Source organism: Ornithinimicrobium kibberense (assembly GCF_006519705.1).
Lineage (GTDB): Bacteria > Actinomycetota > Actinomycetes > Actinomycetales > Dermatophilaceae > Ornithinicoccus > Ornithinicoccus kibberensis.
The window spans coordinates 105,321-127,401 of record NZ_VFXM01000011.1 but is presented as its reverse complement, the minus strand read 5'-3'; the positions used below and the strand labels follow the sequence as shown (position 1 = coordinate 127,401).

Genomic DNA, 22,081 nt, shown 5'->3' with positions numbered 1-22,081 from the left:
GACCCCTCCACCTCCCGCCGTGCTGATGGACGGCGTCGTGCGGCGCTTCGGGGCCGTGGAGGCGCTGCGCGGGCTGACCTGGTCGGCCCGGTCCGGGGAGGTCACCTGCGTGCTCGGCCCGAACGGCGCGGGCAAGACCACCGGCGTCGAGATCGCCGTCGGGCTGCAGCGTCCGGACGCCGGCACCGTGCGGGTGCTCGGTGCGGACCCGTGGGGAGCCGGTGCGGCCCACCGTGCCCGGGTCGGCGTCATGCTCCAGGACGGTGGGCTGCCCCAGTCGGTCCGCCCGGTGGCCCTGCTGCAGCACCTGGCGCGGTTCTGGGAGCGTCCGGCCGACGTCCCCGCCCTCGTGCGCCGGCTGGGCATCGAGGACTTCGCCCGCACGACCGTGCGCCGTCTCTCCGGGGGCCAGCGCCAGCGGGTCGCCCTGGCGGGTGCCCTCGTGGGCCGTCCCGAGGTGGCCTTCCTCGACGAGCCGACGGCCGGGCTGGACCCGCACGCGCGTCGTGAGGTGCACTCGATCATCGCCGAGACGGCGGCCGGCGGCTGCGCGACCGTGGTGACCACGCACTCCTTCGAGGAGGCCGAGCGCCTCGCCGACCGGGTCGTCATCGTGGTGGCGGGACGGGTGGTCGCCGACGGGACGCTGGCGGAGGTCGCGGGCACCGAGGGGCTGGAGGCGACCTACTTCCGGCTGGCCGACAGCGAGGTCGTCCGGTGAGCGGGACCGCGCCCTCCGGGGCCGCCCCTCCGCCCGCCGCCCCGGCCACCCCTGCCTCACCGCCCGCCTCCCCCGTCCGCCGGGTGCTGGCGCAGGCCGGGTTCGAGACGCGCGGCCTGCTCAGCCACGGGGAGCAGCTCGTCGTCTCCCTCGTCCTGCCGCTCCTGGCCCTGGTCGGGCTGGCGCTGGTGCCCTACCCCGACCTCGCGTCGGGTCCCTGGGCCGGGAGGGAGCGCATCGACGTGCTCACCCCTGGAGTCCTCGCGCTGGCGGTGATGTCGACCGCCTTCACCGGGCAGGCGATCCTGCTCGCCTTCGAGCGCCGGTGGGGGGTGCTGCGCCTGCTGGGCACCACGCCGCTGGGCCGCGGCGGCCTGCTCACGGCCAAGGCGTTGTCGGTCCTGGTCGTCGTCGCCCTGCAGCTGGTCGTCCTCGGTGCGGTCGCGGCGGTGCTCGGGTGGCGTCCGGCCGCGGCGGGCCTGCTGCCCGCGCTCGTCGTCGTCGTCCTGGGCGCGGCGGCTTTCGCCCTGCTCGCGGCCACCCTGGGCGGCGCGCTGCGGGCCGAGGCCGTGCTGGCCCTGGCCAACCTGGTCTGGGTGCTGCTGGCCGCAGGGGGCGGCGTGCTCCTGCCGCCGAGCACCATGCCGGACACGGTGGCGCCGTTCGTCTCCTTGCTGCCGTCCGCGGCCCTCGGGGACGGCCTCCGCACCGCCCTGGTCGACGGCCGGTTCGCCTTGGGCCCGCTGCTGGTGCTGCTGGCCTGGGCGCTCGCCGCCGGTGTCGTGGCCCGACGCGCCCTGCGCTGGTCCGACTGATCCTTCCGAGCCAACGGGCACCCTGACCGGCGTGTCGCGCACCGTGCGCTCGTGACTGCGGCGTGTCGCGTGCCCCGGCCCGGATTCTGCAGCACGCCACACGCAGCAACCGCCGACCGACCCGTGTCCAGATCCGTCCGGCCCGCCCGTCCGGGTCAGACCGCGGTGGTCGCCCCCGCGCGGGCACCGCCGTCGATGCCCTCGCCAGCCGGCGCGGAGACCGCGAACGCCCGGTCCAGGACCGTCCCCACGACCGCGACGAGCACCGCGGCACCGACCAGGTGCAGGGCCACCGCGACGACCGGCAGCCCGGTGAAGAACTGGTAGTAGCCGATGACGCCCTGCACCACCAGCACACCTCCCAGGAGGGCCAGCGGCCGCCGGACCGTCGCGGGCCACCCCTGGCGGGCGGCCTGCACGAGGCTGAGCACGGTCACGCCGAGCAGCAGGTAGGCCGGGAGGCTGTGCAGCCTGGTGACCACGTAGGCGTCGAAGGTGTGCCGGGCCACCTCGCCGGCGTCGCCGGCGTGCGGCCCGGTCCCGGTGACCAGGGTGCCGACGTAGACCACGACGAAGGCCAGCCCGCCGACGGCCAGCGCCGTCCCCCGCAGCCACCGTCCCGCCGGTCCGCCGACCTGCCCGGGGCGCTGCTCGGCCGCCACCTGCGGCAGGGACGCCCGTCGGGCCCGGCCCACCAGCACCGCGGCGACCGCGATCATCACCGCGGAGAGCATGAAGTGGACGCCGACGACCCACGGGTTGAGCCCGGTGCGCACGGTGACGCCCCCGACCACGGCCTGGACGACGATGCCGCCGGCCAGGACCAGGGCCAACGACAGCAGCCCCGGGTGGCTGCGGCGGGAGCGCCAGACGGCGAGGAAGGTCAGCACCGCGACGGCGACGAGCAGGAAGGTCAGCAGCCGGTTGCCGAACTCGATCGCGCCGTGCACCCCCATCTCCCGGGTGGAGGTCCACGACTCCTCGGTGCAGCGCGGCCACGTGGGGCAGCCCAGCCCTGACCCGGTCAGGCGCACCAGCCCGCCGGTGAGGACGAGCAGGGCGTTGGCCAGCAGGGAGGCCCACGCGGTGGCCCGCAGCCACGCACCGGGACGCTCGGGCATCAGTCGCGCCCGGAGCGCGGACAGCAGGGTGGGCGTCGAGGCCGTGGAGGTGGTCATCGGGTCACGCTTCCGAGGGTCTGGCGGGGGCGGGGCGCGGGTGCCGCAGGAGGCCGGCGGTCACAGCGGCAGCGGCAGGTGCAGCAGGGGGTCGACGGCCACCCCGAGGAAGAGCAGGGTCAGGTAGCTGATCGAGTAGTGGAACAGGCGCATCGCGCCCAGCGCGGGCCCGGCGACCCCACGGCGCGCGCGGCCCAGCAGGCGGTGCGACTCCACGACGAACAGCGCGCCGGAGACCACGGCCACGACCGTGTAGATCCACCCCATCGGGGCGACCGGGACGAGGGCGAGGGAGGTCAGGACGGTCACCCAGGCGTACCCGACGATCTTGCGTCCCACGGCCACGTCCTCGGCGACCACGGGGAGCATCGGCACCCCGGCGGCGGCGTAGTCCTCGCGGAAGCGCATCGACAGCGGCCAGTAGTGCGGCGGCGTCCAGAAGAAGACGACGAGGAACAGGATCAGCGCCTCCCAGGACACCGAGCCGGTCACCGCCGACCAGCCGATGAGCACCGGCACGCACCCCGCGACGCCGCCCCAGACGATGTTCTGGCTGGTCCGCCGCTTGAGGATCATCGTGTAGAAGACGACGTAGAGCGCGATCGCCGCCAGGCCCAGCCAGGCGGAGATCCAGTTCACGAGCAGCCCCAGCCACAGCACGGAGGCCACGCCGAGGACCCCGCCGAAGACGAGGGAGGCCCGGGGGCTGATGGTCCCGGTGACCAGCGGCCGGTTGGACGTGCGGTTCATCTGCGCGTCGATGTCCCGGTCCAGGTAGCAGTTGAGCACGTTGGCCGAGGCGGCCGCGAGGGTGCCGCCGACGAGGGTGGCCACGATGAGCCACACGGGGGGGATGCCGCGCTGGGCCAGGAACATCACCGGGAAGGTGGTCACGAGCAGCAGCTCGATGATCCGGGGCTTGGTCAGGGCCACGTAGTCGCGCACCACGTCCCGCCACGTGCGTCCTCGGGCGGCGCCGACGCTGACGTCGGCGGGTCCGTCGGGCGCGCGGCGCGGGTCGAGCGTGGTCACGGTGTCCTTCGGTGGCAGGCGTCGTCCCCACGGGACGCTGACGTCCCTCGATGGTACTCCGTGGGCCGGCCCGTCCCGGCACCCGCGACCCCCGTGCCCTCCCCCCGGGGCGGCGACGGCAACTGTCGGCAACGGGCGCGCGTCGGGAGGTGAGCGGCTAAGGTCGGGGTATGCCGCGCCGGCCCCGGGGCCGGTGCCAGCGACCTCCGACCCCCACCCGAGGAGTACACGTGAGCCAGACCGCCCCGACCCTCACCGCCGGCCGCGACGAGGGCCTGACCCGGCCGATCGCCGACGAGGTGGGCTGGACCGACGCGGACGTCCGGGCGGTGGACACGGTCCGTGTCCTGGCCGCCGACGCCGTCCAGCACGCGGGCCACGGGCACCCGGGCACGGCCATGAGCCTGGCACCCCTGGCCTACCTGCTCTACCAGGACGTCATGGTCCACGACCCCTCCGACCCGCACTGGCTGGGCCGGGACCGGTTCGTCCTCTCCGCGGGCCACTCAAGCCTGACGCAGTACATCCAGCTCTACCTCTCCGGCTACGGCATGGAGCTGGACGACATCAAGGCGCTGCGGACCTGGGGCAGCGCCACCCCCGGCCACCCCGAGGTGCACCACACCACCGGCGTGGAGATCACGACCGGGCCCCTGGGCTCCGGCCTGGCGTCCGCGGTCGGGATGGCCATGGCGCAGCGGCGCCAGCGCGGCCTGCTCGACCCGGACGCGGCGCCCGGCGAGTCCCCCTTCGACCACCACGTGTGGGTCGTGGCCTCCGACGGCGACCTCATGGAGGGCGTGTCCTCCGAGGCGTCGTCCCTGGCCGGCCACCAGGAGCTGTCCAACCTCACGGTCGTCTACGACCAGAACTTCATCTCGATCGAGGACGACACCGACATCTCCTTCAGCGAGGACGTCGCCAAGCGCTACGAGGCCTACGGCTGGCACGTCGAGACCGTGGACTGGCGCGGGCGTGCCGGCGACAGCGGCGACGCCGCCCGCGCGGACGACGGGACGGGCCCCTACACCGAGGACGTGGACGCCCTTCACGCCGCGCTGCAGGCCTCCCGTGAGCGCACCGACCGCCCGACCCTCGTCATCCTGCGGACGGTCATCGCCTGGCCGGCGCCCACCGCTCGGGACACCGGCGCCTCGCACGGGTCGGCCCTCGGGGAGGACGAGGTCGCGGCCACCAAGAAGCTGCTGGGATTCGACCCGGAGACCGCCTTCCCCGTCGAGGACGAGGTCCTCGAGCACGCCCGCGCCGTGGTCGGGCGGGGCCAGGAGGCGCACGCCCGGTGGCAGGAGCGCTACGAGGCGTGGCGCGAGGCCAACCCCGAGGGCGCCCGTCTCCTGGACCGGCTGCAGGCCAAGGAGCTGCCCGAGGGCCTGGACGACGCCCTGCCGACCTTTGAGGCCGACGAGAAGGGCATGGCGACCCGCAAGGCCTCCGGCCAGGTGCTGACCGCGCTCGCCCCGGTCATGCCCGAGCTGTGGGGCGGCTCCGCCGACCTCGCGGGCTCCAACAACACGACGATGGAGGGCGAGCCGAGCTTCGTCCCGGACGGCAAGGCCACCGAGGCCTTCCCCGGACACCGCTACGGCCGCACCCTGCACTTCGGCATCCGCGAGCACGCCATGGGGATGAGTCTCAACGGGATCGCGCTCGAGGGCCTCACCCGCCCCTACGGCGGCACCTTCCTCATCTTCTCCGACTACATGCGCCCCGCGGTCCGGCTGGCCGCCCTCCAGCAGCTGCCGGTCGTCTACGTGTGGACGCACGACAGCATCGGCCTGGGCGAGGACGGCCCGACCCACCAGCCGGTGGAGCACCTGGCCGCCCTGCGCGCGATCCCCGGGCTGGACGTCGTCCGGCCGGCCGACGCCAACGAGACGGCCGTCGCCTGGCGGACGATCCTGGAGACCGTCGACCACCCCTCCGCGCTGGCGCTCACGCGGCAGAACGTGCCCACCCTCGACCGGTCCGTGCTGGCCCCGGCCGACGGGGTCGCCCGGGGCGGCTACGTCCTGGCCGAGGCCGAGGGCGGGGATCCGCAGGTGGTGCTCATCGGCACCGGGTCGGAGGTCCAGCTCGCGCTGGGCGCCCGGGACCAGCTGCAGGCCGACGGGGTGCCCACCCGTGTCGTCTCGATGCCCTGCCGGGAGTGGTTCGACGCCCAGGACCAGAGCTACCGCGACGAGGTGCTGCCGCCCGCCGTCCGTGCGCGGGTCTCGGTCGAGGCGGGGGTCGCCCAGGGCTGGCGCGAGCTGGTCGGTGACGCCGGCCGGATCGTGAGCCTGGAGCACTTCGGCGCCTCCGCCGACTTCGAGACCCTCTTCCGGGAGTTCGGCCTCACCGCCGACGCGGTCGCGAAGGCCGCGCGCGAGTCGATCGAGGCCGCGCGGGGCGAGGCCCCGGCCGCCCCCGGCACCTCCGACCCGCAGGAACCGACCGACGACGAGAGCACCCTCGGGGACGCCGGCGAAGGCGGCACCCGGTCCACCGACGAGACCCAGAAGTGAGCGAGGACACCATGAGCCACCACGACGACGGCAAGCCCACCCAGGCACCCGAGCAGGGCGCCACCGCCGACCAGGGCGAGTCCCGCACCATCCTGCACGAGCTGGCCGAGGCCGGCGTGTCCGTGTGGCTGGACGACCTGAACCGCCCGATGATCGCCGACGGCGACCTGCAGGGCTACGTGGACCGCGGGGTCCTGGGCGTGACCACCAACCCGACCATCTTCGCCAGCGCGCTGGCCGAGGGCGACTCCTACAGCGACCAGGTGGCCGAGCTCGCCGGGTCCTCGGTCGACGAGGCCGTCTTCGCGCTGACGACCCGCGACGTCCGGGACGCCTGCGACGTGCTCGCCCCGGTGCACGAGCGCACCGGTGGCCTCGACGGCCGGGTCTCCATCGAGGTCGACCCGCGGCTGGCCAAGGACACCGCGCGCACCGTCGAGGTCGCCCGCCGCCTCTGGGCCGAGATCGACCGGCCCAACCTGCTCATCAAGATCCCGGCGACCGTGGAGGGCCTGCCGGCGATCAGCCAGGCCCTGGCCGAGGGGATCAGCGTCAACGTGACCCTCATCTTCAGCCTGGACCGCTACCGCGGCGTGATGAGTGCCTACCTCACCGGGCTGGAGCAGGCCCGGGAGCGGGGCCACGACCTGTCCCCCATCTACTCGGTGGCCTCCTTCTTCGTCTCGCGGGTCGACAGCGAGATCGACAAGCGGCTGGAGGAGATCGGCACCGAGGAGGCGCTGGCCCTGCGCGGCAAGGCGGGGCTGGCCAACGCACGGCTCGCCTACCAGGCCTTCGAGGAGGTCTTCTCCACCCCCCGCTGGCAGAACCTGGCCGACGACGGGGCCAACGTGCAGCGTCCCCTGTGGGCCTCCACCGGGGTGAAGAACCCGGACTACCCCGACACCATGTACGTCACCGAGCTCGTGGCGCCGCACACGGTCAACACGATGCCCGCCAAGACCCTCGAGGCCACCGTGGACCACGGCCGGCTGACCGGGGACACGGTCACCGGGTCCTACGCCGAGGCCCAGGAGGTCCTCGACGCCCTGGCCCGGGTCGGCGTGGACTACACCGACGTCGTGGAGCAGCTCGAGGCCGAGGGTGTGGACAAGTTCGCCACCTCCTGGGACGAGCTCCTCGAGACCGTGAGCACCGAGCTGGACAAGGCGGCGGGCCGGGCATGAGCGCCCTGACCGTCGAGGCTCTCGGCGCGGCGGCCGACGCCGTGGAGCGCCACCTGGCCGGTCTCGTCGAGCGTCGCTTCGCCTCCCGGCTCTTCGAGCAGGACGCGACGCTGTGGGGTCCGCGGGCCGAGGAGGAGGCGTCCAGGCGTCTCTCCTGGGTCGACCTGCCGCGTTCCTCACGACCCCTCGTCGGGGAGGTCGAGGCCCTCCGGGAGCAGCTGCGCGAGCGCGGGGCCGACCGCATCGTCCTGTGCGGCATGGGCGGCTCCTCGCTGGCCCCCGAGGTCATCTGCGCGACCGCCGGCGTGCCCCTCGTCGTGCTGGACACCTCGGACCCGGACATGGTCCGCTCGGCGGTCGGGACCGACCTCCGGCGCACCGCCGTCGTCGTCTCCTCCAAGTCGGGCTCCACCCTGGAGACCGACTCGCAGCGACGGGCGTTCGTGCAGGCGTTCACCGACGCCGGCATCGACCCCACCGAGCGGATCGTCGTGGTCACCGACCCCGGGAGCCCCCTGGACGAGCAGTCCCGCGCGGAGGGCTACCGGGTCGTCAACGCCGACCCGGACGTCGGCGGGCGCTACTCGGCCCTCACCGCCTTCGGCCTGGTCCCCTCCGGCCTGGCCGGGGTGGACGTGGGGTCGCTGCTCGACGAGGCCGAGGAGGTCGCCGACCTGCTCGCCGACGACGACCTCGGCAACCCTGGCCTGCGGCTGGGTGCCGCGCTCGGCGGCACCGAGCCGCTGCGTGACAAGCTGCTCTTCGCGGACGCGGGCTCGGGCATCGTGGGACTGGCCGACTGGGCCGAGCAGCTGATCGCCGAGTCCACGGGCAAGGAGGGCACCGGGATCCTCCCCGTCGTGACGCCGCCCGGCCGGCCCCCGGCCCAGGGGCTGCGGGAGACCGCCGACTGCACGGTGGTCGCGCTCGTGCCGGCCGACGAGGTCGAGCTCGACCTCACCGGCGACGACGACGAGGAGGACGAGGACCACTCCGCCACCGGTACCGGCGCCACCTCCGAGGAGGGCGCCGGCGTGAGCACCGGTTCACGCGTCGCCGTGGCCGGGCCGCTCGGTGCCCAGCTGCTCCTGTGGGAGGTGGCCACCGCGGTGGCCGGCTCCCTGCTGGACATCAACCCCTTCGACCAGCCGGACGTGGAGAGCGCCAAGGACGCCGCCCGGCAGATCATGGCCGACGGCGGCGGGGAGACCGTGGAACCGGACCTGCGCGACGGGGCGGTCGAGGTCCGCGCGGCCGGACCGGGCTGGCTGCCCGAGGGCTCCGCGAGCCTGACGGACGCGGTCGGTGCGCTGCTGCGACAGCTCGACCCCAGCACCGGCTACCTGGCCGTCATGGTCTACCTCGACCGGATCGAGCACGCCGACCTCGCCGAGGCCCAGGCCGACCTGGTCGACCGGACCGGCCGACCGGTGACGTTCGGCTGGGGACCGCGCTTCCTGCACTCCACCGGGCAGTACCACAAGGGCGGCCCCGCCCAGGGGGTCTACCTGCAGGTGACCGGCGAGCCCCGGGAGGACCTTCCCGTCCCCGGCAAGGACTTCACCTTCGGGGAGTTCATCGCCGCCCAGGCCGCCGGCGACGCCCAGGTGCTGGCGGACCACGGCCGGCCGGTGCTGCGGCTGCACCTGACCGACCAGGCGCAGGGGCTGGAGCAGCTGCGTCGCACCCTGGCGGGCTGATGCCGGACTCCCCGGCCCCGGTGACGGCGGAGCACAACCCGCTGCGGCACCCCGACGACAAGCGGCTGCCCCGCATCGCCGGGCCCTGCAGCATGGTGATGTTCGGCGTCACCGGCGACCTGGCCCGCACCAAGCTCATGCCGGCGATCTACGACCTCGCCAACCGTGGGCTGCTGCCTCCGGGCTTCTCCCTCGTCGGGTTCGCCCGCCGGGAGTGGGCCGACCAGGACTTCGCCAAGGTGGTGCACGACTCGGTGCGGGCGCACGCCCGCACCGAGTTCCGCGAGGAGGTGTGGCGCTCCCTCGCCGAGGGGTTCCGGTTCGTCCCGGGCGCCTTCGACGACCCGGACGCCTTCGACCTGCTCGCCCGGACCGTGCGCGAGCTGGACGACCGCCGGGGCACGGGCGGCAACCACGCGTTCTACCTGTCGATCCCCCCGGCGTGGTTCGCGCCGGTGTGCGAACGCCTGCAGGCCAGCGGGCTGTCCGACCCCCGGCCGGGCACCTGGCGGCGCGTGGTGATCGAGAAGCCCTTCGGGCACGACCTGGAGAGCGCCCAGGAGCTCAACGCCATCGTCGAGGGCGTCTTCCCCCCGGACTCGGTCTTCCGCATCGACCACTACCTGGGCAAGGAGACCGTCCAGAACCTGCTGGCCCTGCGGTTCGCCAACCAGATGTTCGAGCCGATCTGGAACAGCCACTACGTCGACCACGTGCAGATCACCATGGCCGAGGACATCGGCATCGGCGGCCGGGCCGGCTACTACGACGAGGTCGGCGCGGCCCGGGACGTCATCCAGAACCATCTGCTCCAGCTGCTCGCGCTCACCGCCATGGAACCGCCCGTGGCGTTCACCGCCGACGCGGTCCGGGCCGAGAAGGAGAAGGTGCTGGCCTCCGTGCGGCTGCCCGACGACCTCGACGAGGCCACCGCCCGTGGTCGTTACGCCGAGGGGTGGCAGGGCGACGTCCGCGTGCCGGGCTACCTCGACGAGGACGGGGTCGACCCCGGCTCCACGACCGAGACGTATGCCGCGGTCCGGCTCGGGGTGCACACCCGCCGGTGGGCGGGGGTCCCGTTCTACCTGCGGGCCGGCAAGAGGCTGGGCAAACGCGTCACCGAGATCGCGGTGGTCCTCAAGCGTGCCCCCCACCTGCCGTTCACCGACACCGCCACCGAGGAGCTCGGGCAGAACGCCGTCGTCATCCGGGTCCAGCCGGACGAGGGGGTCACCATGCGGTTCGGCTCGAAGGTGCCGGGCAGCCAGATGGAGGTCCGGGACGTGACGATGGACTTCGGCTACGGCGCCTCCTTCACCGAGTCCAGCCCCGAGGCCTACGAACGTCTCATCCTCGACGTCCTCCTGGGTGAGCCCCCGCTCTTCCCGCGCCACGAGGAGGTCGAGCTGTCCTGGAAGATCCTCGACCCCGTCATCGAGCACTGGGCCCGCGCCGGGACGCCCCCGCCGGACTACGCCGCCGGAACGTGGGGGCCGGACTCCGCCCACGAGTTGATGGCCCGTGACGGGCGCACCTGGAGGCTGCCGTGATCCGCGACCTGCCCAGCACGTCCACCCGCGAGGTGGTCAAGGAGCTGCTGCGCCTGCGCGACGGCGTGGGCGCCATGGCGATGGGCCGGGTGCTGACCCTCGTCGTCAGCGTCGACGAGGACGGCGCCGACGACGCGGTCCGCACGGCCAACGACGCGACCCGGCAGCACCCGGCCCGGATCATCGTGCTCGTCCGCGGCAACGCCCGCGGGCGCGGGCGGCTCGACGGCCAGATCCGGGTGGGTGGGGACGCCGGCGCCAGCGAGATCGTCGTCCTGCGGCTCTACGGCGACCTGACCCGGCACGAGGACGCCGTCGTGACCCCGCTGCTGCTGCCCGACTCCCCCGTCGTCACCTGGTGGCCCGGCGGAGCGCCGGCGGACGTCGCCGGCGACGACCTGGGCCGGATGGCGCACCGACGGATCACCGACGCCGTGGCGGCGGAGCGTCCGTCCACCGAGCTGCGACGGCGGGCCCGGCACTACGCCCCGGGCGACACCGACCTGGCATGGACCCGGATCACCCGCTGGCGGGCGCTGCTGGCCTCCTCGCTGGAGTCAGCGCCGTTCGAGCCGGTGACCGCCGCCACCGTCACGGCCGAGCGGCAGCACCCGGGGGCCGACCTGCTGGCCGGCTGGCTGGCCCACGCGTTGCGCTGCCCCGTCGCCCGGGCGCGCAGCGCGGCCGGCACCGGCCTGGTCAGCGTCCGGCTCGACCGGGACTCCGGGCCCGTGGACCTGGTCCGCACCGACGACGGCGCGGACACCGCCACCCTCTCCCGCGTGGGGAGCCTGCCCCGGCTCGTCGCGCTGCACACGCCCACCCCGGCCGAGGCGCTGGCCGACGAGCTGCGCCGGCTGGACGCCGACGAGGTCTACGCCGCGGCCCTGTGCGACGGGCTGCCCCGGGTGCGCAGCGGCGGGTCCCGCACGGAGGCCGTGCGCCGCGGCGACGTCCCCGAGGGCCCGGCGCAGGTCGACCCGGCCGGGCGGGACCGCCTCGGCAGCGACCGGCTGGCGGACCGGCCGCCCGCCCCGGCCGGCACCGACGACCTGGAGGCCCACGTGGAGCACCGGCTCACCGAGGCCACGCGTGCCGACCTGCGCATCCACGCGGACGGCACCGCCCTCGCCGGCGCCGTCGCCGCGGCGCTGGCACGACGGGTCGAGGAGGTCGTGGCCGACCGGGGCGTGGCCCACGTCGGTCTGACGGGCGGGTCGATGGGTGGGGCCACGGTCGCCGCGCTGGCCGCGCTGGCCCGGGACGGCGAGCTGGACCGGAGCGCCTGGCGCAAGGTGCACCTGTGGTGGGGCGACGAGCGCTACCTGCCGGCCGGCGACCCGGACCGCAACGACGCCCAGGCCGACGAGGCCGGCCTGGGGGACCTTCCCGTGCTCGTCAAGCACACCCACCGGGTGCCCGGCGGCAGCGACCCGGCCCGGCTGGAGACCGCGGTCGCCCGGTATGCCGCAGAGCTGGCCCGGTGGGCGCAGGCACCGGACCCGGCCCCCTCGCTGGACGTGCTGCTCCTGGGGGTCGGACCCGACGCCCACGTGGCCTCGCTCTTCCCGGGGCGCAGCGAGCTGGACCTGCTCGTCCCCGCCACCACCGCGGTGCACGACTCCCCCAAGCCGCCGCCGCTCCGGGTGAGCCTGACCCTGCCGGTGATCAACGCCGCCCAGGCCGTCTGGCTGGTCGTGGCCGGCGAGGACAAGGCGGAGGCGGTCGCCGCGTCCGTGGCGGCGACCGACGACCGCGACCTGCCCGCCTCGTGCGTGCACGGCCGCCAGGAGACCGTCTGGTGGCTCGACGAGGCCGCGGCCGCCCGGGTCGACGACCCGCCCGCCCGGGGCTGAGGGGCCCCCACCGGCCCGCGGCCGACGTCGGGCCCGCGGCCGACCTCAGGAGCCCCCGCCGACCCCCCGCTCGCGCATGGCCCGGAGGGCCTCCTCCAGCAGCGTGGCGCCGTCCTGGTCGCTGCGCCGTTCCTTGACGTAGGCCAGGTGGGTCTTGTAGGGCTCGTTGCGTGGGGCCTGGGGCGGGTTCTCCCGATCGGTGCCGGCGGGCAGCCCGCAGCGGGGGCAGTCCCACGTCTCCGGGACGTCGACCTCACCGTCCCGCGCGAAGCTGGGCCGGGTCTCATGACCCCGCGCGCACCAGTAGCTGACGACGGTCCGGGGGGCGGCGTCGCCGCGCTCGCTCTCCCCCATCGGACCGGAACCGACCCTGCTGCCACGGATCGCGTTGTTGCCGACCATCGGGTGCCTCTCCTCGTGCCGTGCCGTGCCGTGCCGGACCGGGCCGGCGGCTCGGGGCGAGCGGCCGGAACACCCGAGTGGGACGCGTGCGGCCCGGGGGTAGAGAGTAACCTGCGGTGCCGGTGCGACACCAGGGTGGCGGCTCAGCCGTAGCTGATGAGCAGGCCGATGGCCACGACGACGGCCGTCCACACGACGGCGACCGCGATCGTGATGCGGTTGAGGTTGCGCTCGGCGACCGACGACCCGCCGAGGCTGCTGCTCATCCCGCCGCCGAACATGTCGGACATCCCGCCGCCGCGCCCCTTGTGCATGAGGATGAGCAGGACCAGGAAGGCGCTGGTGACGACCAGCAGCCCGTTCAGGAACCAGCGCACGTACTCCACGCGGTGCACACCTCGACAGACGTTGGGACGGAAGGGGACGGACGCCCGGGACCACGGGTCCCGGGCGTCCGACAGCCTAACCCAGCGGGGGCCCGCCGGACGAAGCCGCCGGGCGCCGCAGCGGTCAGGCGGTGCCGACGTGGTCGCGGTAGCGGCAGATCGCCGCGAAGTCCTCGACCGACAGGGAGGCGCCGCCGACGAGGGCACCGTCGACGTCCTCCTGGGCCATGATCTCCGCGACGTTGCCCGGCTTGACCGAGCCGCCGTAGAGCACCCGGAGGCCGGCAGCCACGTCCGCGCCCGCCAGCTCGCCCACGGTGGCCCGGACGGCGGCGCAGACCTCCTGGGCGTCGGCGGGGGTGGCCACCTCGCCGGTGCCGATGGCCCACACCGGTTCGTAGGCCACCACGACCCGAGCGACCTGCTCGCCGTCCAGGCCCTCCAGGGCGGCACGCAGCTGGGTGACCACGTGGGCCACGTGCCCCTCGGCCTGCCGGACCTCCAGCGGCTCGCCGACGCACAGGACGGGGGTCAGCCCGTGCCGCAGCGCGGCGCGCACCTTCGCCCCCACGAGCTCGTCGGTCTCGGCGTGGTGCTCCCGCCGTTCGCTGTGCCCGACGACGACGTAGGTGCAGCCCAGCTTGGCCAGGAAGGCCCCGGAGATCTCACCGGTGTAGGCCCCCTCGTCGTGCTGGGACAGGTCCTGCCCGCCGTAGCCGAGGGCCAGCTTGTCGCCCTGCACCAGCGTCTGCACCGAGCGCAGGTCGGTGAAGGGCGGCAGCACGACGACCTCGACGGCCGAGAAGTCGTGCTTGGCGTCGCGCAGCGTCCAGTCCAGCTTCTGCACCAGGTGGGTGGCCTGGAGGTGGTCCAGGTTCATCTTCCAGTTGCCCGCCATCAGGGGCGTGCGGGGTGTGCCCGTCGATCCAGCCATCAGTCCTCCAGCACGGTGAGTCCGGGCAGCTGCCTGCCCTCGAGGTACTCCAGGCTGGCCCCACCACCGGTGGAGATGTGCCCGAAGTCGGAGTCGGCGTGCCCGAAGTCACGCACCGCGGCGGCGCTGTCGCCGCCGCCGACGACCGTCATGGCACCCTCGCGGGTCCGTTCGACGAGCACCTGGGCCACGGCCCTGGTGCCGGAGGCGAACGGCTCCATCTCGAAGGCGCCCATCGGGCCGTTCCAGAAGATGGTGCGGGCGTCGGCGAGCTTCTCGGCGAAGAGCTCCTCGGAGCGGGGCCCGATGTCCAGGCCCATCCGGTCCGCGGGGATGGCGTCGGCCGCCACGACCTCGTGCGCCGCGTCGGCCGAGAAGGAGTCGGCGACGACGACGTCCGTCGGCAGCACGATCTCCACCCCCTGCCGGGCGGCCGTCTCCAGGTAGCCCCTGACGGTGTCGACCTGGTCCTCCTCCAGGAGGCTGGTCCCGACCTCGTGGCCCTGGGCCTTGAGGAAGGTGAACACCATGCCCCCACCGATCAGGAGCCGGTCGGCCACCGTGATGAGGGACTCGATGACGCCGAGCTTGTCGCTGACCTTGGCCCCGCCGAGGATCACGGCGTAGGGACGCTGGGGGTCCTCCCGCAGCGTGCGCATGACCTCGACCTCGGAACGGACCAGGCCGCCCGCCGCGTGGGGCAGGAGGCGGGCGACGTCGTAGACGGATGCCTGGGCCCGGTGCACCACCCCGAACCCGTCGGAGACGAAGGCGTCGGCCAGGGCGGCGAGCTCCTGGGCGAACTGCGCCCGGTCCTCGTCCGCCTTGGCCGTCTCCCCGGGGTTGAACCGGAGGTTCTCGAGGACGACCACGTCGCCGTCGGACATGGCCTCGACCGCCGCGCGGGCCGTGGGCCCCACCGTCTCCTCGACGAAGGTCACCGGACGTCCGAGGAGCTCGCCGAGCCGGTCGGCCACGGGCCGCAGCGAGAACCGGGCCTCCGGTGCTCCCTTGGGCCGACCCAGGTGGGCGGTGACCACGACCCGGGCGCCGGCCGAGGCCAGCTCCTCGATGGTGGGCACCGAGGCGCGCACCCGGCCGTCGTCGGTGATCCGCCCGCCGTCCAGGGGGACGTTGAGGTCGCTGCGGACCAGGACGGTGCGGCCGGCCAGGCCGCCCAGCTGCTCGGTCAGCTCTGCGATCGAGCGCATGCCGCTCAGAGCTTCTCGCCGACCAGGACGGTGAGGTCCACGAGGCGGTTGGAGTAGCCCCACTCGTTGTCGTACCAGCCGACGACCTTGACCTGGTCGCCGATGACCTTGGTGAGACCGGAGTCGAAGATGCACGAGGCGGGGTGGGTCTCGATGTCCTTGGACACGATCGGGTCCTCGGTGTACTCCAGGATGCCCTTGAGCTCGCCCTCGGCGGCCTTCTGCATCGCCGCGTTGACCTCCTCCACGGTGACCTCGCGGCCGGCCTGGAAGGTCAGGTCGGTGGCCGAGCCGGTGGGGGTGGGCACCCGCAGGGCGTAGCCGTCGAACTTGCCCTTCAGCTCGGGCAGCACGAGCGCGACCGCCTGGGCGGCACCGGTCTTGGTGGGCACGATGTTCAGCGCGGCGGCACGGGCACGGCGCAGGTCCTTGTGGGGCCCGTCCTGCAGGTTCTGGTCGGCGGTGTAGGCGTGGATGGTGGTCATCAGTCCCTTGACGATGCCGAACTCGTCGTTGAGGACCTTGGCCATCGGTGCGAGGCAGTTGGTCGTGCAGGAGGCGTTGGAGATGATGTGGTGCGCCGCGGGGTCGTAGTCCTTGTCGTTGACGCCCATCACGAGGGTGATGTCCTCGTTCTTGGCGGGCGCGGAGATGATGACCTTCTTGGCCCCGGCGTCCAGGTGGGCCTGGGCCTTGGTGGCGTCGGTGAAGATCCCGGTGGACTCGATGACGATGTCGGCGCCGAGGTCGCCCCAGGGCAGGGCCGAGGGGTCCTTCTCGGCGAACGCCTTGACGGCCTTGCCGTCGACGCTGATCTCGGTCTCGGTGGAGGTGACCTCGCCGTCCAGCCGGCCGAGGATCGAGTCGTACTTCAGCAGGTGCGCCAGGGTGGCGTTGTCGGTGAGGTCGTTGACCCCGACGATCTCGATGTCGGCGCCGGAGGCGAGCACGGCGCGCATGAAGTTGCGGCCGATGCGTCCGAAGCCGTTGATGCCTACGCGAACGGTCATGAGTGAACCTTCCCTCGTGGGTGGGCGCGGCGCGCGGACGCGCGCCGCGACGAAGGACGCCGTCGTCCTGGTCCCAACCTATCGTCCCGCGAGAGGGCTGCCCAACGCAGGGAGGCGGGCCGGCGCAGGTCCCGGGGGGTCGGTCAGTCGTCCAGCATGTCGGCGGTGAGGTTGGCCTCGGTGCCCTCGATGCCCAGCTCCTCGGCCTGCTTGTCGGCCATCGCCAGCAGCCGGCGGATCCGGCCGGCGACGGCATCCTTGGTCATCGGCGGGTCGGCCAGCTGGCCGAGCTCCTCGAGGCTGGCCTGCTTGTGCTGCAGCCGCAGCTCCCCGGCGACCCGCAGGTGCTCCGGGACCTGCTCACCCAGGATCTCCAGGGCGCGCTCCACGCGTGCCCCCGCGGCCACCGCCGCCCGCGCCGAGCGGCGCAGGTTGGCGTCGTCGAAGTTCGCCAGCCGGTTGGCGGTCGCCCGCACCTCCCGGCGCATGCGCCGTTCCTCCCAGGCCAGGACCGCGTCGTGGGCCCCCAGCCGGGTCAGCATCGCCCCGATGGCGTCGCCGTCGCGGATGACGACCCGGTCCACCCCCCGCACCTCCCGCGCCTTGGCCTGGATGCCGAGCCGGCGCGCGGCGCCGACCAGCGCCAGGGCGGCCTCGGGGCCCGGGCAGGTCACCTCCAGGGCGGTGGACCGCCCCGGCTCGGTGATCGACCCGTGGGCCAGGAAGGCACCTCGCCAGGCCGCCTCCGCGTCGCACACCGAGGCCCCCACGACCCGGGGCGGCAGACCGCGCACGGGACGGCCCCGGTGGTCGATCAGCCCGGTCTGGCGGGCCAGCACCTCGCCCTCGGAGGTGGCGCGCACCACATACCGGGTGTGCTTGCGCAACCCGCCGGGGCTCATGACGACAAGCTCGCTGCTGCTGCCGTAGACCTCGGCCATGGACGCGCGCAGCCGACGGGCGCTCTGGGCGGTGTCGAGCTCGGCCTCGATGACGATCCGTCCCCCGACGATGTGCAGCCCCCCGGCGAACCGCAGCATCGTGGACACCTCCGCCTTGCGGCAGCACGTCCGGGTGACGGGCAGCCTGGCCAGCTCGTCCTTGACCTTGGCGGTCATCGCCACAGTCCTCATCCTCCTGGTAGGTCCTGGCACCGTGCGCGCAGGATCCCCACCTGCGTGCGGCAGGGTACCCCGTCGGCGGGGGTCATGGCAGGCTCGCCATCACGTCGCGGTACGCGGCGGCCAGCCGGAGGGTGTCGTGCACCCCGGGGGCGCGCATCTTGCCGACGGTGGTCACCACGAGGTGCGCCCCGAGCCGGGCCACCGCATCCTCCAGGGCCGCCCGCTCGGCGTCCGTGGACACGACCTGGGGGTCGGCGATGACGTGGTCGAAGGTGAGGCCGGGCGCGTGCTGGAGGATGGCCTCGACGTGGCCGGCCACGGTGTAGCCGGCGGCCTCGTCGTCGGTGAGACTCACGTTGAGGGTCAGCACCCGTGTGGCCGGGGTGCTGTGCAGCGCCTGCAGCAGGTCGGGCACGAGCAGGTGCGGCATGACCGAGGTGAACCAGGAGCCCGGCCCCAGCACCACGACGTCGGCCAGCTTGATCGACTCCAGCGCCTCGGGGCAGGCCGCCGGCTCCTCCGGGACCAGCCGGATCGTGTCCACGCGCCCCGGGTGCTTGGCGATGCGCGACTGCCCGCGCACGGTGACGAGCACCTCCTGGCCGAGGTCGTCCGGCACCCCCATGGTCGCCTCGATGTCCAACGGCTGCAGGGACATGGGCAGCACCCGCCCGCGGGTGTTGAGCAGCCGTCCGACGAGGTCGAGGCCGCGGACCTCCTCCCCCGGCACCAGGTCCCACAGCGCGGTGATGAGCAGGTTGCCCAGGGGGTGGCCGGCCAGCTCGCCGTACCCGCCGAACCGGTGCTGCAGCACGGCCGACCACTGGTGCCCCCACTGGGTGTCCTCGCACAACGCCGCGAGCGCCATCCGCAGGTCGCCCGGGGGCAGGATGTCGAACTGCTGCCGCAGACGTCCGCTCGAGCCCCCGTCGTCGGCGACGGTGACCACGGCCGTGATGGCCTCGGTGGTGTGCCGCAGCGCCTGCAGCGAGGCGGACAGCCCGTGCCCGCCGCCGAGGGCCACGACCCGCGGGCTCCTCACTCCCGCCCCAGGTCACGGTGGAAGGTGGTCAGCTGCACCCCGCGGTCCTCCAGGTCTCCCAGACGCAGGGCGAGGTCCTCGGAGACGGCCACCGACCGGTGCTTGCCGCCGGTGCAGCCCACCGCGACGGTGACGTAGCGCCGGCCTTCGGCCAGGTAGCCCTCGACGGAGGTGCGCAGCAGCTGCTCGGCGTGGTCCAGGTAGCGGCCGGCCAGCTCCTGGCCCAGGACGTAGGACCGCACGGGGGCGTCCTTGCCGGTGTAGGGCCGCAGCTGGGGGTCCCAGTAGGGGTTGGGCAGGAAGCGCAGGTCGAGGACGACGTCGGCGTCCAGGGGGATGCCGTACTTGAACCCGAAGGACATGACGGCCAGCCGCAGCCGCAGCTGCTGGTCGGCGTTGACGAGGGAGTCGATCTTGGCGGTGAGCTGGTGGACGTTGTAGCTGGTCGTGTCGACGACGACGTCGGCGTTGGAGCGCAGGTCCGCCAGCATGCGGCGCTCCCGCCGGATCCCGTCCAGCAGGAGGCCCTCGCCCTGCAGGGGGTGGGGGCGTCGGACGGCGTCGAAACGACGCACGAGGGCCTCGTCGGAGGCGTCGACGAAGACCACCCGGGGGCGCCAGCCGTCCTCGGCGAGCTCGCGCAGCGCCCGGGACAGCTCGGTGGTGAAGTCCCGGCTCCGGACGTCCACGACGGCGGCCACCTTCTGGCGTTGGGGGTCGTCGGCGGTCGTCCGCATGAGGTGCTGGATCATCGAGGGAGGCAGGTTGTCCACGACGTACCAGCCCCGGTCCTCCAGCACGTCGGCCGCCGTGGACCGGCCGGCACCCGACATGCCGGTGACGACGACCACGTCGTGCCGGTGCCCGGTGCGCCCGTCCGGGTCCGGCCCCGGACCGTCCCCGGGCGTCTCGCCCCCCGCCGGGGCCGCGGCGTCGGTGGCGGGGTCCGTGCCCGGGTCGGCCCCGGTGCGCTGGTCAGGATTCACTGCGCCCTCGTCCGTCGTGTCGTGTGCCTCCGGCAGGTCAGTCGAGCACCTCGCCTGTGCTCAGGTTAACCGCCAGGCCCGGCTCGCCGTCCCGCAGCCGCTCCAGCACCGCCCGGGCCACGGCCGGACCGATCCCGGGGACCTGGAGCAGGTCCTCCTCCTCGGCCCGCCGCAGGGCCTTGACGGAGCCGAACCGGGCCAGCAGCGCCTGCTGCCGTGCCTTGCCCAGACCCGGGATCCCGTCCAGCTGGCTGCTCGTCATGCTCCGGGAGCGGCGCTGCCGGTGGAAGGTGTTGGCGAACCGGTGCGCCTCGTCGCGGACCCGCTGCAGCAGGTAGAGCCCCTCGCTGGTGCGGGGCAGGACGACGGGGTGGTCCTCGCCGGGGAGCCACACCTCCTCGAGCCGCTTGGCCAGGCCGATGACGGGCAGGTCGTCCACGCCGACGGCGGCGAGCGCCGCCCGGGCGGCCTCGACCTGCGGGCGGCCCCCGTCGACGACGACGAGGTTGGGCGGGTACCGGAAGGTCGAGCGGCTCCCCTCGTCGGCCGTCGGGTCCCCCTCGGCCGGGACGGCGGGTCCGGCCGCCAGGTGGCGGAACCGCCGGCCGAGCACCTCGTGCATGGCGGCCGTGTCGTCACCGGTGCCCTCCCGCACGACGAACCGGCGGTACTCGGACTTGCGGGCCAGCCCGTCCTCGAAGACGACCATCGACCCCACCACGTCGCTGCCCTGGACGTGGCTGATGTCGAAGGACTCGATGCGCAACGGCGCCTCGGGCAGCTCCAGGGCCTCCTGCAGCTCCTGCAGGGCCTGGGACCGCAGCGTCAGGTCGCCGGACCGGGCCACCTTGTGCCGGGCCAGGGCCTGGTCGGCGTTGCGGGCCACGGTCTGCATGAGGGTCCGCTTGTCACCCCGCTGGGGCACCCGCACCCGGACCCGCGCCCCCCGGCGGTCCGTCAGCCACGCCTCCATGTCCTCCGGATCGGTGGGCAGCACCGGCACGAGCACCTCGCGGGGGACGTCCTCGCCCTGCTCGGGTCCGTAGACCTGCTGGAGCAGGTGCTCGACGATCGAGCCCATGTCCTCGGCACCCTTCTCGCTCACCCATCCCCGCTGGCCCCGGATGCGCCCCCCGCGGACGTGGAAGACCTGCACCGCCACCTCGAGCTCGTCGTCGGACAGCCCGAAGACGTCGGCGTCGGTGGCGTCGGGCAGGACCACGGCCGAGCCCTCCAGCGCCCGCCGCAGCGCCCCGACGTCGTCCCGCAGCCGGGCCGCCGTCTCGAAGTCGAGCTCCTGGGAGGCGGCCCGCATCCGGTCCTCGAGCCGGCGCACGAACCGGGCGCTGTCACCGGCCATGAAGTCGCAGAAGTCCTCCGCGATCTGCCGGTGCTCGTCGGGGCTGACCCGCCCCACGCACGGGGCGGAGCACTTGTCGATGTAGCCCAGCAGGCAGGGCCGCCCCGACTGCTCCGCCCGCCGGAACACGCCGGCCGAGCAGGTGCGGACCGGGAAGACGCGCAGCAGGGTGTCCAGCGTCTCCCTGATCGCCCACGCGTGGGTGTAGGGCCCGAAGTAGCGGGTCCCCCTGCGCTTGCGACCGCGCATCACCTGGGCCCGGGGGAACTCCTCCCCCATGGTCACGGCCAGGTACGGGTAGGACTTGTCGTCGCGGTACTTGACGTTGAAGCGCGGGTCGTACTCCTTGATCCAGGAGTACTCGAGCTGGAGGGCCTCGACCTCGTTGCGGACGACGGTCCACTCCACGCTGGCACCGGTGGTCACCATCTGCCGCGTCCGCGGGTGCAGGGCCCGCACGTCCTGGAAGTAGGAGGACAGCCGGGAACGCAGGGAGCGGGCCTTGCCGACGTAGATCACCCGGCCGTGGGCGTCCCGGAAGCGGTAGACGCCGGGCTCGGTGGGGATCTCCCCCGGCCGCGGTCGGTAGGTCGCGGGATCAGCCACGGACGAGCAGTTCCTCCCCGTCGACCTCGACGGTCAGCGTGCGCAGGCCGGTCGTCGCCGGACCGGACAGCACCGCCCCCGTGGCGGGGTCGAACCTGCTGTCGTGGCACGGGCAGACGAGCTGGTCGTCGCGCCGCTCCGAGGTCGCGCAGCCCTGGTGCGGGCAGACGGCGTCGAAGGCCACGTAGCCCCCCTCCGCCGTCCGGCTGACGATCACCTTCGGGTCGGGGTAGTAGGTCGAGCCGCCCACCGGGGTGTCGGCCGCCGGCACCCGCACGGTCCCGTCGGCCTCGGTGACCGCCGGGGAGGCCTTGTCCTCGCCCGAGCAGCCGGTGAGCAGCGGGGCGGCCCCGAGCAGCAGGGCGGAGGCTCCGCCGGCCCGCAGGACGGTCCGTCGGCCCGGTGCGGCGCAGGGCGGGCGGACGGCTCCGGACGAGCAGGTCATGGGGTTCTTCC

The 22,081-nt window shown here is 74.1% G+C and carries 19 protein-coding genes; 7 read left to right on the top strand and 12 right to left on the bottom strand.

Annotated elements, in window-relative coordinates; all coding sequences use genetic code 11:
• Positions 1 to 25 precede the first annotated feature (25 nt).
• Together FJR00_RS10925 and FJR00_RS10920 are read left to right on the top strand one after the other, a co-directional pair.
• The gene (locus tag FJR00_RS10925) at positions 26 to 721 is read left to right on the top strand and encodes an ABC transporter ATP-binding protein (RefSeq protein WP_238330453.1); all 696 of its coding nucleotides are present in this window, start codon (positions 26 to 28) and stop codon (positions 719 to 721) included.
• On the top strand, positions 718 to 1,536 hold the full coding sequence (locus FJR00_RS10920; protein ID WP_181409598.1) for an ABC transporter permease: 819 nt from the start codon (positions 718 to 720) through the stop codon (positions 1,534 to 1,536). Before FJR00_RS10925 ends, FJR00_RS10920 begins: the two co-directional genes overlap by 4 nt.
• A 155-nt stretch (positions 1,537 to 1,691) precedes the next feature.
• Here the strand turns inward: FJR00_RS10920 and FJR00_RS10915 are convergent, their stop codons facing one another.
• Together FJR00_RS10915 and FJR00_RS10910 are read right to left on the bottom strand one after the other, a co-directional pair.
• Positions 1,692 to 2,714 (bottom strand): COX15/CtaA family protein, encoded by a 1,023-nt coding sequence (locus tag FJR00_RS10915; RefSeq protein WP_141338757.1) that lies wholly within the window; start codon positions 2,712 to 2,714, stop codon positions 1,692 to 1,694.
• Positions 2,715 to 2,774: 60 nt separating this feature from the next.
• Positions 2,775 to 3,746 carry a heme o synthase gene (locus tag FJR00_RS10910; RefSeq protein WP_141338756.1) on the bottom strand — a complete coding sequence of 324 codons (972 nt, stop codon included), beginning with the start codon at positions 3,744 to 3,746 and terminating at the stop codon, positions 2,775 to 2,777.
• Between the two features lie 170 nt (positions 3,747 to 3,916).
• Between FJR00_RS10910 and tkt the strand changes: the two genes are divergently transcribed.
• From tkt to pgl, 5 genes are read left to right on the top strand one after another with little or no spacing between them, the layout of a single operon-like run.
• Positions 3,917 to 6,271, top strand: a complete 2,355-nt coding sequence (gene tkt, locus FJR00_RS10905; RefSeq protein WP_141338755.1) for a transketolase — start codon at positions 3,917 to 3,919, stop codon at positions 6,269 to 6,271.
• Positions 6,268 to 7,458 carry a transaldolase gene (gene tal, locus FJR00_RS10900; protein WP_238330440.1) on the top strand — a complete coding sequence of 397 codons (1,191 nt, stop codon included), beginning with the start codon at positions 6,268 to 6,270 and terminating at the stop codon, positions 7,456 to 7,458. The genes tkt and tal overlap by 4 nt, the downstream gene beginning before the upstream one ends.
• Entirely contained in the window at positions 7,455 to 9,158 is a 1,704-nt protein-coding gene (locus FJR00_RS10895; RefSeq protein WP_141338754.1) for a glucose-6-phosphate isomerase, read from the top strand. The genes tal and FJR00_RS10895 overlap by 4 nt, the downstream gene beginning before the upstream one ends.
• Positions 9,158 to 10,708 (top strand): glucose-6-phosphate dehydrogenase, encoded by a 1,551-nt coding sequence (gene zwf, locus FJR00_RS10890; RefSeq protein ID WP_141338753.1) that lies wholly within the window; start codon positions 9,158 to 9,160, stop codon positions 10,706 to 10,708. Before FJR00_RS10895 ends, zwf begins: the two co-directional genes overlap by 1 nt.
• Positions 10,705 to 12,564 (top strand): 6-phosphogluconolactonase, encoded by a 1,860-nt coding sequence (gene pgl, locus FJR00_RS10885; RefSeq protein WP_141338752.1) that lies wholly within the window; start codon positions 10,705 to 10,707, stop codon positions 12,562 to 12,564. The genes zwf and pgl overlap by 4 nt, the downstream gene beginning before the upstream one ends.
• 45 nt (positions 12,565 to 12,609) lie before the next feature.
• Here the strand turns inward: pgl and FJR00_RS10880 are convergent, their stop codons facing one another.
• The 10 genes from FJR00_RS10880 to FJR00_RS10835 all read right to left on the bottom strand — a co-directional run bounded on the left by FJR00_RS10880 (position 12,610) and on the right by FJR00_RS10835 (position 22,070).
• Complete coding sequence (locus FJR00_RS10880; RefSeq protein WP_141338751.1) at positions 12,610 to 12,966, bottom strand: RNA polymerase-binding protein RbpA; 357 nt, start codon at positions 12,964 to 12,966, stop codon at positions 12,610 to 12,612.
• Positions 12,967 to 13,109: 143 nt separating this feature from the next.
• The gene (gene secG, locus FJR00_RS10875; RefSeq protein ID WP_075959022.1) at positions 13,110 to 13,352 is read right to left on the bottom strand and encodes a preprotein translocase subunit SecG; all 243 of its coding nucleotides are present in this window, start codon (positions 13,350 to 13,352) and stop codon (positions 13,110 to 13,112) included.
• Between the two features lie 124 nt (positions 13,353 to 13,476).
• Positions 13,477 to 14,286 carry a triose-phosphate isomerase gene (tpiA, locus tag FJR00_RS10870; protein WP_141338750.1) on the bottom strand — a complete coding sequence of 270 codons (810 nt, stop codon included), beginning with the start codon at positions 14,284 to 14,286 and terminating at the stop codon, positions 13,477 to 13,479.
• Positions 14,286 to 15,497: a phosphoglycerate kinase gene (locus FJR00_RS10865; RefSeq protein WP_141338749.1), complete on the bottom strand. Its 1,212-nt coding sequence runs from the start codon at positions 15,495 to 15,497 to the stop codon at positions 14,286 to 14,288. Before FJR00_RS10865 ends, tpiA begins: the two co-directional genes overlap by 1 nt.
• Before the next feature lie 5 nt (positions 15,498 to 15,502).
• Positions 15,503 to 16,507, bottom strand: coding sequence for a type I glyceraldehyde-3-phosphate dehydrogenase (gene gap / locus FJR00_RS10860; protein WP_141338748.1), 1,005 nt, complete (start codon positions 16,505 to 16,507; stop codon positions 15,503 to 15,505).
• A gap of 143 nt (positions 16,508 to 16,650) precedes the next feature.
• Entirely contained in the window at positions 16,651 to 17,631 is a 981-nt protein-coding gene (whiA, locus tag FJR00_RS10855) for a DNA-binding protein WhiA (protein WP_141338747.1), read from the bottom strand.
• A gap of 82 nt (positions 17,632 to 17,713) precedes the next feature.
• Positions 17,714 to 18,673 (bottom strand): gluconeogenesis factor YvcK family protein, encoded by a 960-nt coding sequence (locus FJR00_RS10850; protein WP_075959018.1) that lies wholly within the window; start codon positions 18,671 to 18,673, stop codon positions 17,714 to 17,716.
• On the bottom strand, positions 18,670 to 19,659 hold the full coding sequence (gene rapZ, locus FJR00_RS10845; protein ID WP_075959017.1) for an RNase adapter RapZ: 990 nt from the start codon (positions 19,657 to 19,659) through the stop codon (positions 18,670 to 18,672). The genes FJR00_RS10850 and rapZ overlap by 4 nt, the downstream gene beginning before the upstream one ends.
• A gap of 37 nt (positions 19,660 to 19,696) precedes the next feature.
• Positions 19,697 to 21,625: an excinuclease ABC subunit UvrC gene (gene uvrC, locus FJR00_RS10840; RefSeq protein ID WP_141338746.1), complete on the bottom strand. Its 1,929-nt coding sequence runs from the start codon at positions 21,623 to 21,625 to the stop codon at positions 19,697 to 19,699.
• Complete coding sequence (locus tag FJR00_RS10835; RefSeq protein ID WP_141338745.1) at positions 21,618 to 22,070, bottom strand: Rieske (2Fe-2S) protein; 453 nt, start codon at positions 22,068 to 22,070, stop codon at positions 21,618 to 21,620. The genes uvrC and FJR00_RS10835 overlap by 8 nt, the downstream gene beginning before the upstream one ends.
• Positions 22,071 to 22,081 lie beyond the last annotated feature (11 nt).

What these genes read in the sequence shown, in the direction of transcription:
- FJR00_RS10865 (WP_141338749.1), bottom strand. Translation starts at nt 15,497, where the DNA reads ATGCGCTCGATCGCAGAGCTGACCGAGCAGCTGGGCGGCCTGGCCGGC.
- zwf (WP_141338753.1), top strand. Translation starts at nt 9,158, where the DNA reads ATGCCGGACTCCCCGGCCCCGGTGACGGCGGAGCACAACCCGCTGCGG.
- FJR00_RS10880 (WP_141338751.1), bottom strand. Translation starts at nt 12,966, where the DNA reads ATGGTCGGCAACAACGCGATCCGTGGCAGCAGGGTCGGTTCCGGTCCG.
- gap (WP_141338748.1), bottom strand. Translation starts at nt 16,507, where the DNA reads ATGACCGTTCGCGTAGGCATCAACGGCTTCGGACGCATCGGCCGCAAC.
- FJR00_RS10895 (WP_141338754.1), top strand. Translation starts at nt 7,455, where the DNA reads ATGAGCGCCCTGACCGTCGAGGCTCTCGGCGCGGCGGCCGACGCCGTG.
- FJR00_RS10925 (WP_238330453.1), top strand. Translation starts at nt 26, where the DNA reads ATGGACGGCGTCGTGCGGCGCTTCGGGGCCGTGGAGGCGCTGCGCGGG.
- FJR00_RS10835 (WP_141338745.1), bottom strand. Translation starts at nt 22,070, where the DNA reads ATGACCTGCTCGTCCGGAGCCGTCCGCCCGCCCTGCGCCGCACCGGGC.
- FJR00_RS10915 (WP_141338757.1), bottom strand. Translation starts at nt 2,714, where the DNA reads ATGACCACCTCCACGGCCTCGACGCCCACCCTGCTGTCCGCGCTCCGG.
- tpiA (WP_141338750.1), bottom strand. Translation starts at nt 14,286, where the DNA reads ATGGCTGGATCGACGGGCACACCCCGCACGCCCCTGATGGCGGGCAAC.
- tkt (WP_141338755.1), top strand. Translation starts at nt 3,917, where the DNA reads ATGCCGCGCCGGCCCCGGGGCCGGTGCCAGCGACCTCCGACCCCCACC.